Source organism: Amylibacter sp. SFDW26, assembly GCF_009184395.1.
GTDB lineage: Bacteria > Pseudomonadota > Alphaproteobacteria > Rhodobacterales > Rhodobacteraceae > Amylibacter.
In genome coordinates, this window is sequence record NZ_WEIC01000002.1 from 322,695 (window position 1) to 334,867 (window position 12,173).

General features: G+C 41.3%; 12 protein-coding genes. 4 read left to right on the plus strand and 8 right to left on the minus strand.

The window, feature by feature from the left end:
* The first annotated feature begins 1 nt into the window (after nt 1).
* The 3 genes from lptB to ptsN all read left to right on the plus strand — a co-directional run bounded on the left by lptB (nt 2) and on the right by ptsN (nt 2,001).
* Complete coding sequence (gene lptB, locus F9L33_RS07840; protein ID WP_152142209.1) at nt 2-760, plus strand: LPS export ABC transporter ATP-binding protein; 759 nt, start codon at nt 2-4, stop codon at nt 758-760.
* 171 nt (nt 761-931) lie between these two features.
* Nucleotides 932-1,507, plus strand: a complete 576-nt coding sequence (hpf, locus tag F9L33_RS07845) for a ribosome hibernation-promoting factor, HPF/YfiA family (RefSeq protein ID WP_152142210.1) — start codon at nt 932-934, stop codon at nt 1,505-1,507.
* A gap of 29 nt (nt 1,508-1,536) precedes the next feature.
* Nucleotides 1,537-2,001 carry a PTS IIA-like nitrogen regulatory protein PtsN gene (gene ptsN, locus F9L33_RS07850; protein ID WP_152142211.1) on the plus strand — a complete coding sequence of 155 codons (465 nt, stop codon included), beginning with the start codon at nt 1,537-1,539 and terminating at the stop codon, nt 1,999-2,001.
* Here the strand turns inward: ptsN and F9L33_RS07855 are convergent.
* The 7 genes from F9L33_RS07855 to cysQ are packed head-to-tail and all read right to left on the minus strand — an operon-like array spanning nt 1,998 to nt 10,463.
* A complete protein-coding gene (locus F9L33_RS07855; protein WP_152142212.1) occupies nt 1,998-3,455 on the minus strand; it encodes a nodulation protein NodH in 1,458 nt (485 codons plus the stop codon). The two genes, ptsN and F9L33_RS07855, sit on opposite strands and share 4 nt — an antisense overlap.
* Nucleotides 3,455-5,158 carry a beta-1,6-N-acetylglucosaminyltransferase gene (locus F9L33_RS07860; RefSeq protein ID WP_152142213.1) on the minus strand — a complete coding sequence of 568 codons (1,704 nt, stop codon included), beginning with the start codon at nt 5,156-5,158 and terminating at the stop codon, nt 3,455-3,457. The genes F9L33_RS07855 and F9L33_RS07860 overlap by 1 nt, the downstream gene beginning before the upstream one ends.
* Entirely contained in the window at nt 5,155-6,168 is a 1,014-nt protein-coding gene (locus tag F9L33_RS07865; RefSeq protein ID WP_226804032.1) for a glycosyltransferase family 2 protein, read from the minus strand. The genes F9L33_RS07860 and F9L33_RS07865 overlap by 4 nt, the downstream gene beginning before the upstream one ends.
* A gap of 5 nt (nt 6,169-6,173) precedes the next feature.
* Nucleotides 6,174-7,403, minus strand: coding sequence for a glycosyltransferase family 1 protein (locus F9L33_RS07870; protein ID WP_152142214.1), 1,230 nt, complete (start codon nt 7,401-7,403; stop codon nt 6,174-6,176).
* 39 nt (nt 7,404-7,442) lie between these two features.
* On the minus strand, nt 7,443-8,336 hold the full coding sequence (galU, locus tag F9L33_RS07875; protein WP_152142215.1) for a UTP--glucose-1-phosphate uridylyltransferase GalU: 894 nt from the start codon (nt 8,334-8,336) through the stop codon (nt 7,443-7,445).
* A gap of 25 nt (nt 8,337-8,361) precedes the next feature.
* Nucleotides 8,362-9,657 (minus strand): glycosyltransferase family 2 protein, encoded by a 1,296-nt coding sequence (locus F9L33_RS07880; RefSeq protein WP_152142216.1) that lies wholly within the window; start codon nt 9,655-9,657, stop codon nt 8,362-8,364.
* Complete coding sequence (gene cysQ, locus F9L33_RS07885) at nt 9,657-10,463, minus strand: 3'(2'),5'-bisphosphate nucleotidase CysQ (protein ID WP_226804034.1); 807 nt, start codon at nt 10,461-10,463, stop codon at nt 9,657-9,659. Before cysQ ends, F9L33_RS07880 begins: the two co-directional genes overlap by 1 nt.
* Nucleotides 10,464-10,590: 127 nt before the next feature.
* Between cysQ and F9L33_RS07890 the strand changes: the two genes are divergently transcribed.
* Complete coding sequence (locus F9L33_RS07890) at nt 10,591-11,394, plus strand: ABC transporter permease (protein WP_152142217.1); 804 nt, start codon at nt 10,591-10,593, stop codon at nt 11,392-11,394.
* Here F9L33_RS07890 and F9L33_RS07895 read toward each other — a convergent pair whose 3' ends face one another.
* A complete protein-coding gene (locus tag F9L33_RS07895; protein WP_152142218.1) occupies nt 11,395-12,006 on the minus strand; it encodes an alpha-ketoglutarate-dependent dioxygenase AlkB in 612 nt (203 codons plus the stop codon). It lies immediately after the preceding gene.
* Nucleotides 12,007-12,173 lie beyond the last annotated feature (167 nt).

A 12,173-nucleotide genomic window follows, 5' to 3' on the forward strand; every position in this document is an offset into this window, starting at 1 on the left:
TATGGCTAAATCAAAATCCAATAAATCGGATGCCAATAAAAACGGCCTTGTTGTTAAAAACATCAAAAAATCCTTTAAGCAACGTCATGTTTTGGATGATGTCAGCCTAGAGTTGGGCCAAGGTGAAGTTGTTGCTTTGTTGGGCCCCAATGGTGCTGGCAAAACCACGTGCTTTTATTCTGTGGTCGGTCTGATCCGCCCTGATGCTGGCAGTGTTTCCGTGAATGGTCGTGATGCAACAAAACTACCAATGTATCGCCGCGCTCAGATGGGTATTGGGTATTTACCCCAAGAAGCCAGCATTTTTCGTGGCATGAATGTAGAGCAAAATATCCAATCTATTTTAGAGATTTGGGAACCTGTTAAGGCAGAACAAAAGATCAAGCTGGAACAGCTGTTAGAAGAGTTCTCTATCACTCATATCCGTAACTCCTCAGCCTTAGCATTATCTGGTGGCGAACGTCGCCGTGTGGAAATTGCGCGCTGCTTGGCGAGCGACCCAAAATATGTGCTGTTAGACGAACCTTTTGCAGGCGTTGACCCAATTGCTGTTGGGGATATCCGTGATCTAGTTGCAAAACTAAAAAGCCGCGATATTGGCGTGTTGATCACAGACCATAATGTACGCGAAACGCTCGAAATCGTAGATCGCGCATATATTTTACATGGAGGGACCGTTTTAATGAGCGGCACACCAGAGGAAGTTATTTCCGATCCAAACGTACGAAACGTTTATCTTGGAAGTACTTTTAAAATATAGATAAAATCCGCCTACGCAGATTTTTATTACGGATTCTATTGCACGACTCGGAAACCCGTCTTAAGCTAAGGTTATGAAATTTCCACATTCTAAATTTTAACTTCTGTCTGGCAGTGTCAGGCATGCGCGTGCGTGTGGGACGTTCATAATTATAATAAATAAGGAGCTTTAATGCGTTATCAAATCAGCGGAAAACAAATCGACATAGGCGAATCATTAACCACTCACGTTAAAACTGAAATTGGAGAAATTACTGGAAAATATGCGGAGCGACCCACCGAAGCACACGTCACATTTTCAAAAGACGCCTACGAGTTACGCTGCGAAACGACGATACATTTATCAACAGGTTTGACCGTTGCAGCAGAAGGAAAAGCCACGGAAATATATGATTCCTTTGAAAAATGTTCTGAAAAAGTTGAAAAGCAACTTAGACGTTACAAAAGACGTCTAAAAGATCACCATAAAGAGCGCGTAACACCGGTTGAAGTTATGGAGGCTTCGTCGTATATCCTCGCAGGAGAAGACACAGACGATGCAAATGAGCCAGAATCACTTCAGCCAGTTATCGTCGCAGAGATGGAAACGAAAATTCAGTCCCTATCGGTTGGCGAAGCTGTAATGCAGATGGAACTAGCGGATGAACCGGTTTTAGTTTTTAGAAATGAAGGCCATAAACGCTTAAGCGTGGTGTATAAGAGGAAAGACGGAAATATAGGCTGGATCGATCCAACCAATTTGGAATAGTCGAACAGCGTAGTTACCGGCGGTAATACATGGAACTTACGGAAATTCTCGTAGCAGATGCAGTGCATTACGCACAAAGCGCATCAAGTAAGAAGCGGCTTCTTCAGAAAATCTCTGAACAGGCAGCTTCTATCTATGATTTGGACAGCGAGCAGGTTTTTGCGGCTTTAACGGCACGCGAAGCACTGGGCACAACTGGCGTTGGCCGTGGTGTTGCCATTCCTCACGCACGCTTTGAAAACTTGGACCGCGTTGTGGGCCTATTTACACGTTTGGAAAAGCCGTTGGATTACGATTCAATGGATCACCAAGCTGTGGATTTAGTATTTACACTACTTGCCCCACAAAAAGAGGGTGCAGAGCATCTTAAAGCGCTTGCATTGGTATCTAGAACATTGCGAGATGAAGATGTTTGTTCAAAGTTACGTTCAAATAACGATGCGCAAACGATCTTTTCTATTCTTGTAGAAAAACAATCGTCACAAGCAGCTTAACCACGCCAAGACTTAAAGCCAAAATTCATATAATCGCGAGAGTACGCTTTCGCGATTAATTCCTCTACCTCATCATCATAAACCTGTGTGATAGAAAAGGCTGCTTCGTCTTCTTCTATGTCGCTGACCGCGATGTTTTTTAGCCCCAACTGTTCTTCAATCAAAGCTAAAGCACTTTTATAAGTTTCATCGCGTAATAAATAATCAGGATGGACGGCTTTCGTATACCCATCTAAAATTGCCGTTTGGCTAGCCCATGAATGATCAATTCGAGCCCGCGTTTGCCCCTTTAAGTTACCATTTAAGAACTTAGCAAATTTCTTAAACGCCTGACGGTAATCTTCCACATCATAACCAATACTATCCAATGCGCCCTTATTCAGCGTCTCACACAAAGCAGCATCAGGTAGTTTGACATTATATTGTTCAATTAAAATCTTGCGTATCCAAGGGAAGCCATCGTCACCTGCCTGAAAAATATACTTATTAAATGCGTCATGCGCACGAACAACAGGGTGTGCCAACATCGTAAATGAAACACGTGTTGGGTGGTTTCTAAGCCACTCAAAAATCTCTTTTTGCTTCAAACCAGATGATAGTTGCCCATCACTATGAGATGACATCCAATTTCCTAAAACAGACTGCCCATATGCACCAATAGGCTGGAAAAGCAGGGGCGTATTAGACCCAACAATAAAATTCTTTGCTGCCGCATGGCGCTCAGGCTCATGAAATTCTGGAAGGCCAGAATCTAAGAAATTAATGGATTTCACTTGCTCCATCATTTCTTTGTAGTTGTTCACTTTCTCTGACAGGCTTTCAGGGTTTTGGCGTTTGATTTTTTCTTTCAGCCCCTCAAGCTCCTCTTCGCTTTCTAAAAATTGTGACAAGCCATTGAAAACATCTAACTCACCCAAATCTTTGTAAGATAGCTGAAACGCAGCTTGGCCTGTTTTTTGCAAAGTTGTTCTTATTCTTCTCGCAAATTCAGACAAAACATTCACATAAGATTTGAACCCAAGGATATCAAAATCAACCTGAGCTGTTTTGCGCTTGTGTAAATCTGATAATTTCCACTGATCCGTTTTGCGCGCAATTGCATAGGAAATATACGAATCCAACGGATTCCGCGTTAACACGATCTTTGCGCAGGTTTCATCAGCCAACACATAATCCAAAACCCTGCGATCATGATCCGAAAACAGCCGAAACCCTGGCAAAGTATCGTTGTTTTGCGCAACCATCTTCCGGATCAACTTAAAGGGGTCTTTGTCTCGATCTACAGTATTCATACCACAATAGGTTTCCTGATTGGGAAACCCAATAAAGCTTGGGTTAAACAATTCACCATTACAGGAAAAACCGTTAAACAGATTTATATTTTGCTCAAATAGATTGGACCCTGTCCGCATATTCGCTAGCAATACAAAATACTTATACTTTTTTTTGGCCATTATCTAACAACATAGGGTCGGTTCACTGCTTTTTCGGCCTCTTTTGAGGCACGCTTCTTTTTCTTACTTGGCTTATACGATAACCGTACACCATTTTTATTCAATTTGCGAACCACTGTATCTAACTTCGAGATATCGGCAAGTTCTGGGATTTCAATAGGACCGTTAGCTATTTGTGGATCAAGCGTTTTAAGAGCAGATTGTAAAATCACGCCTGGTGTATTCAATGCATCCTCAAGTGAGAAAATTGTATAATTGCCTGGGTTGAATTTTTCCAACAACTTAAGAAATTCTTTCTCTCTTGCCTGAAGCACCTGTGCGTTCATTAGCTTGCCTCTAAATTTCATATGGCTGCTCGCAACATCTAATAACCAAGCTTCCTTAATCACTGTTATATGTGCATGCTTATCTCTTGCTAAAACGGGTGCAATTTTCTGCACGTCTGACATATCAAACTGAAAAGCAAGCAGGGGACTGTTTCTTTCGCTCCACATAAAATTACATAAAAAACTGCGTGGATTGGCATCCCTTAACTTAGCGTTCGCCAGCAAGTTCCCTTTCATCAGCCCCATTTTCTTTCGAAACGTAAATTTGCGCCGCGCAAAAATATTACTGAAAACATTCAGGCCCTTATCGTCATGTGCCCATAACTGAAAATCTTTGAATAAAGATTTATAGCCCACCAAAACCCCAAAATTGCGCGTCGTAACACCTGAAAGTTTCCCGTGATCAGTTGGATAACGACCCTGTAAGAATCGCCCCTCTCCACCTGAAATACATTGCTGGTTTGCTCTTGCAAATTTTTCGTTAAAAACGTCCTCATCTGCTTTAGACAAAGGATGATTTTTGCGGTCATCAGAAAGCAGCTCACGGTATAATTTTACAGCACCAGGCCAAACTTTTCGAATGAAAAATGCATTCACTTTTGGCAACTCATCCAGATGATCATCATAGAAAAGAAATGGTTTGCCTTCTGCATCAAAGGCAACAAAGGTCAAAGATATCGGCTTTATATGATCTGAATGATTTTGCGCTAAAGATTGGAAATACGACTCGTCAGGTATCCAGCTTTTAGAGAAATACTGATCATTTTTTTTACGGTTTGGGTCTTCTATTATTTTCCTAAGAGTCTTTGCTGTTAAACACCACCATTGCGACCCCATATGTGGGGAGATGTTTTCTGGTACTGTACGCTTGATTTTAAAAAAACGCTGCAAGTCCACAAGGCGATCAAAAACATACCTACTTTTTCGCCAAGAAACAGGGAAAAACAGCGTGAACCGTTCAGAATCCAAACCACCTTTTACCCATTTTTTATCCTCTAATGAAAAAGACTCGATAAAATCGATCCCCTTATGACGCTCCAAAAAAGCCTTAAGTTGACCCAATGGGCGCACTGGTAAACATGATCCACTTATCAAGCATACATTTGTTACATCTGGGTGTGCTTTAAACAGGGCTTCAGCAGCATTCAATGTGGCCTTAACTATTGAAAATTGCCCCCAGCCACATCTTTCCTGCTTAGAAAAAACAACATCATCCAAGTGATTCACGGAGGAAATCAATGCATCAACTTTTGATTTATCTGCCGTTTGATCCACATGCAAACTGACCGGGCAACCATTTTTCGCCAAAAACCGCACCAGTTGTGTTGTTCTGTGCAAATCTTGATGCGCTAATATGATAAAACCTAACTTCATCATGCCCAGTTCCCACGGGACATTAGGCCCAACTCTTCAAGCTGCTGCCAATCTTTATATCGCACGGAATGGCGCGTCCACATTTCCTCGTTTATTGACGCATACTCTCTATATTCTCGACTAGCAGCATAATGCTCTTTACGCTCTAATTCTTCTTCGACCTTACCAGAAAATGTACTTAAAAATTTTGTGTGCATTAGGCACCCACAAATATTTTGACCGCCTTTTCTATCGTAAACAATGTTTAAACGACGTGGCAATATACTGTGCGTAGACCCTACAAACACATTTCCTCGTGACCACTTGACCAGCGGTATCTTATTTAAAGAGGGTGCAATCTCTGGTTTATCTTTAAAGAAAACACGCTGGCGCACACCGCCTTGGATCCATAAGTTCCGGTATTTAATATTACGTTCAGCCGTATAGTTTCCAGAATCAAAAAACGGCGCAGCACGCATTGGGTTTTTTCCTTCTGCACACTTCGCATCTTCAATTTTACCTTTCGGATACATATCAATCATAAGTGTTCCAAAAGACTCTATATCGTACTGATCTAGCCAATCCGTTAGGGCCTTTAAAGGCCGCGTATCACAATGCGGATATACAAAGAATTCATCTACATCGACAACCAGAACCCAATGCCCAACTGCATATTTAGACTTAAGTCCATTCAACCAATCAACGCCAAAATTTGCACGTTTATAGCTTTTATCGGTTGTCCAAAGCGATACATCTGACTCGTTTTCTAAATATTCACGGCCACCATCATCAGAGCCGTTATCGACACAAAAGAAATGATTAACACCAAGGCGGCGGTAATACTCTAGGAAAAACTTCAAACGCGGTTTTTCATTTCGAAATGTTGTGAAAAGGAAAATATCATCGGGTTTTGCTTCAAAAGTACGGTCGACAACACATTCTAGGTCCCGTCTTTTACGTAAAGACCGAATGCGCCTGCGTTTGCGTTCTATGCGCAATTTATATCTGGACCACGCGCCCATATTTAAACCCATACAATTTACTTAAACTTATATTCACCAAAAACATGGCAAAAATGTGCACTCCACGTTGGAATGATGAAGTTACTTAAGTTTTTTTCCTCTGATATTGTCCATTTAGAACCTTGTCTCATAATCTCAAGCAGCTTAGCTACCCATAATTCAATATTCTCGTAAGGTAACAGATGTGCGTTTTCACCAAGAAGCTCTTTAAAAACGGGGATATCAGAACAAACCACAGGTACTTTCATTGCCAAAGCTTCCAAAGCAGGCAAACCATATCCTTCTGTAAAGCTTGGAAATAGGAGCGCCCTGGTATTATTTAGCAAGTCACTTAACGCAACATCATCCAAATTATTATGCTCTATGATTTTGTGCCCCAAAAGGTGAGAAGCATCCAATCGTTCAAAAAACGACCCATTTTCCCAACCGCGCTTTCCCACAATATGTAGAATTGGCATTTCGGCTTCTGAGGTTTGTTGTGAAAGTGCCTCCCAAACATCCAACAAGAGCTTATGGTTTTTGCGCGGCTCTATTGTACCCAATATTGTAAAATGCGCAGGTATAGGTTTTGCCTTTTTCTTTGCTTTAAAATACGATTCCACCCCCAAAGGCGCGACCACGTATGAAACATTATTTGGCCAATCAGCAAAATAGGTTTGCACACGCGACTTCGTATATTCAGAATTACAAATCACTTCATCAGAATGAGCAGCAACCGCCTGCATTTTGCGCAAGAAATCTTGCGGCGTTTGTGGTCTACAATATTCTGGAAAATCCAAAGGGATCATATCATGAACCATTATGCGAATATCATCACAACCACCCGGCTTTAACGTTGCCAAAAATGGATCCGTTAAATTGCTGTGGCCAACATTTGTATAATCAAAACCGTCTGGGAATTTTTCATTTAATATAGTGGATATATTTCTTTCAGCAGACCACTTTGCTTTCTTGTGTATAAAACTTTGCGCTCTTCTTCGGGGGCGCGACAGCTTTAAGCGCATAACATCTTTAAAACCGATAAAAGTATCCAAGCTATTACCGAAATCTGCGGCAACAAATCGCTCCATATCAATCGCATCCAACACAAAGCAACCATCAGAAAGCTTCGCAAGAAATACAGCTTCATCAGGAAACACTTTTAGAAAAGCGCCAATGTAAGCACGCTCAACACGATCTATACCCGTTGGGTGACTAAGACCTACACGCGTAATCGTTCTGGTAATATCCAAAATACGGTACTTCATGTTACAGAAATACCGTTAATGGGTTTGTAATGATACTGGCTATTGTGCAGCCTTTTGCATTGCTACGGTATCAATCATAAAGTCCATCAAATCATCGCGCAACTCTGGACGGTCTAAGGCAAATGCAATCGTTGCTTGTAAGAAGCCAGATTTTGAGCCGCAATCATAGCGCTGGCCATCAAAACGATACCCATAAACGTCTGAGCCGTTTTCAATTTCCATTGCAATCGCATCTGTTAATTGGATTTCGCCACCTGCACCTTTTTTTAATGTTGATACATTCCTTAAAACATCTGGTGTCAAAATATATCTACCGATCACAGCTAAATTAGATGGCGCGTCTTCTGGCTCTGGTTTTTCCACCATACCGTTGATTTTCAACAACGATCCCATATCTTCGGCAACATCTAACAGACCATAGGCCGATGCTTTACTTTCAGGCACTTCCATGGCCGCAACCATGCAGCCGCCTGTATCTTCATATGCTTCAACCATCTGTTTTAAGCATGGCTTTTCAGCAGCAATAACATCGTCAGGCAAAATAACGGCAAACGGCTCATTCGCAATCAAACGACGTGCGCACCATACAGCGTGCCCCAAACCCAACGCTTCGCGCTGACGAACATAAGCAATTTCACCACTATCCATCGTAGATTGTTTAAGTTCTGCTAAAAGATCAGTTTTTTTCTTCTTACGCAAAGATTGCTCCAATTGAGGAGCCCCATCAAAATAATCTTCCAATGCGCCTTTACCCCGAGAGGTAACAAAAATAAATTCTTTAATCCCAGCTTCACGCGCTTCATCAATTGCATATTGAATTAATGGACGATCAACCAATGACAAAATTTCTTTGGGAATTGATTTTGTCGCTGGTAAGAATCGAGTTCCCAATCCAGCCACTGGGAAAATCGCTTTGGTTACTTTTCTGCGCATTTCAGCCTACCTCTATTTTTTACTTTTATGCTTCTTTTGTATTATTTCTTGTTATTTTTGTGACCTTTAATACTCTTTTAAACCGAAAAAAACTAATTTTTTCTATCTTTCTAAATTTTTTAAGGAATAAAATTTCACTTAGGCCACGGGAAAATATCCTGTTAAATTTGAAAATTGATTGAGCCCTGTCAGATTTTCCAAACAAACCTCCAGTTTGTACCCAAAACCCTCTTTCATCAAAAAACCTGTGGTGAAATAGCGCCGTAAAGCTCCAATACAATAAAGTACATGGAATGCCTTTTGAGGCCAAATCCATTGCACATTGAATCATCTGTTTTTTGGAAATATGACTTCCTACAAATGCTTCCCCTCTTAAGTCATTGTCCCACTCATTAACAAATTCAAGGAATTCATCATTCGTATGTCTAATCTCTTTTTGATCATTACAAACCAAACGTTTTTGACCTTCTGTAAAACCCATTCGCAACGTTCTTAGTAGTACCTTAATATCTTTGGGCTCTATCAACCCATCTACCAAAAGTTTTAACAGCCTTTTGCGCTGCTCTGCTTCAAAGGTCTTATAAACACTTTCAGGATTGTAATCGTTAACATGCTTCTTACAATAGTGTGCCTTGCTTTTTCCTTCAGCAAACAAGCTTTTAGGAACGCGGTTCACAGTACGCCGATCACTTTCTTCAAACCCATGCTGAACTTCTGCTTTTGGCACAATAGCTGTTTGCCAACCTGCCTGTGATGCACGTACGCAAACATCCGTTTCATCAAGATAAAACTGGAACTCTTCGTCAAACCCCCCCAGTGCAACCAACATGCTTTTACGAAACATGCAATTTGTTCCCTGAACCTTGGGGGCATGACCCTTGTCAGCTTGCACAACACTAAAATCAGCATCCGTCCCTAATTCCAAAGGTTTGTCGTTCCCAAAACAATCAACCTGCTGTGCCTTCCATTGAAAATCTATACCGTTGCGCCCACGCACAAACCCACCAGCAACACCAATTTTTTGGTCATCAAATGGTGTTATTAACATTTCTAACCATGTCGGCTCGGGCACAGCATCATCATCACAAAAAGCAATCAAATCACCTGCTGCAGCTTCAATACCCAAATTGCGAGCGGCAGATATATTTGGCTCATCAAAGTGAACATATTTAACACGCTCGATATCGAAGTCATGCGTATTACACACAACGATGACTTCGAAATTTTTATAAAACTGAAACCTAAGAGATGTCAGTAGTCGCGCAAGCCCATCGGGACGATCCCGGCTAACGACTACAACACTTATCTTCGGTTCATACATCAAGCATTCTGCAAATCAATTCCAGGGGCATATGCAATGAAAAACGGGTTTTCAAAGATGTTCTTACCATAAGATAGTGGTTCGTGATTATCAAACCGAACAACCTTGCCGCCTGCACCTTGCAAGACTGCCTGACCTGCAGCTGTGTCCCATTCCATAGTGCGGCCCAACCGAGGATATATATCTGCCTCTCCAGTGGCGACCAAACAGAACTTCAAAGACGACCCCGCGCTGCGCATATCCTCAACACTATATTTATTGATGTAATCATCCGTTGCCTGATCGCGATGTGATTTTGATGCAACAACTATCAGCTTATCCTGATCTGGAGCGCTCACTTTAATTGGATTGCGCGCACCAACAACATCATCGGAAAACGGCCCTACTTCTTCGTATGACACACCGTTTTCATCAGTAATAAATAAACGCTCGCGCGCTGGCGCATAAACAACACCAAGTGTTGGCATACCATCTTCAACATAAGCAATATTAACTGTAAAATCCCCACGTTTATGGATAAATTCTTTTGTTCCATCCAAAGGATCAACAATCAAAAATGTATCTGCCGAATTAACATGTGTTTCGCTTTGCTCTTCCGTGACAATCATTGTGTTTGGAAAAGATTTAGACAGGCCATCAAAAATAATTTGATCGGCTGTTTCATCCGCAATGGTTACTGGGCTTTCATCAGATTTCGTCTTCACCTCGAAATCATCAGCATTATAAATCTCCATAATTGCACGACCTGCCATCAAGGCAAGTTGGCGCATTTCGAAGCATAGTAAAGATTTATCAATTTTAGACATTTATGAAAACTTTCAAGTAATATTAGCATTTCTTGCTTCATAACAATATTCATTCTAGTATCAAACGATAAAAGAAGAAGAAAACAAAGGGCAATGTACCCTTTCAGCAAATGCAGGTTACGATACAATGTCGAAAACACTCCGCGGGACGTTACGATTTCTTTCGTTACTCTATCACTCTATTGTAAATGATATAAAAAAATCAGATGGAAACGCTTTGCGTGGGCTCTTTATGGAGATCATGCAGATTATGGTAATGTTGGTAATCTTTTATGCCATGATAAGTATTCTTAACCTGCGTGGCGCCGCTGTTAGGGGGAATTTTATTCTCTTCCTAATGACAGGTATTTTCCTCTTTATGACTCACATTAAAGCAGTCGGAAAAATTGCTGGCTCAGGCAATGCAACCAACCCAATGCTGAAACACGCACCAGTTTCAACTTTACTGCTCATTATTTCGGCCGCTTTTTCAGCGCTGTATATACAATTTCTTGCTATGGGTGTTATTCTGTTAATTGCACATGTTCTAATTGAGCCTATAGTCTTCTTTGACTTTAAAGGGTTTATGATGTGCTTCTTCATTGCTTGGGGATCTGGTGCCTCTATTGGCCTAGTTTTCTTGGCTTTGATGCCATTTATGCCCAGAATTATAACAATTATTAAAACAGTATATCAACGTGCGAACATGATATTTAGTGGTAAAATGGTTCTCGCAAACACGATGCCAGGATACATATTGCCAATGTTTCTGTGGAACCCTTTATTTCATTCTATTGACCAAGCGCGCGGCTATACCTTTATAAACTACAGTCCCAAAACAACCAATTTAGAATATCCACTTATTTTAACATGTGTATTCTTACTACTGGGAATGCTGTTAGAACATTGGGCCCGTAAATACGTTTCTGAAAGCTGGGCAAACAGGCAGTGATTAATCTACAACTCTTAACGTGAGGTTTATACGCCCAGCAGCCTTAAGCAACTGAGAGCTGCCAAACTTGACGCGATCAATCCCATGATATGCAAGCCTGCTTTCGCCCCCCATGACTAAAATGTCACCCGAAGATAGCCACACAGATTCTGTTGAGTCGTTTTTCTGAACCCCCCCCATTCGAAATAGGGCATCATCACCCAATGATATGGACAACACAGGGTGCGAAAAATCCTTCTCATCTTTATCCTGATGCAACCCCATCTTGGCACCATCTTGATAAAAATTCACCAGACAGCATTCTGGCCTTGGACTATCTGGGCACAATTCATTCCAAATCTTCAAAATAGTCAGTGGAATTTCAGGCCATTCGACCCCATTAGGGTGCTGCGTAGAATATCGGTATCCTGTCTTATCTGAGTACCATCCATATTTACCCGCCGATGTCATTTTAACAGACATTGGCTTTCCCCATGGCGTCATTGGTGAAAAGAGCGGCGCCTTACCAACAATACTGCGCACATCCCCAAGCAGGCTGTGTTGGGCGCTTTTATCTAAATACCCTTTATAAACCTTACATCCCTTCAGATTAAGAGGCGTGATTTCTGCCATTATCGACCTTTAGACTTACTAAAAATTAGCACTTTAAACCTAACACTTTTGCCCATGATGAATATAGCTCAAATACCGTAACAACAATTTGTGAAAAAACTTAGCATTAGAGTGTTGATGTTGTACACATCGAGACATATATACATCGCGTACTTAAAGAGCCAAAC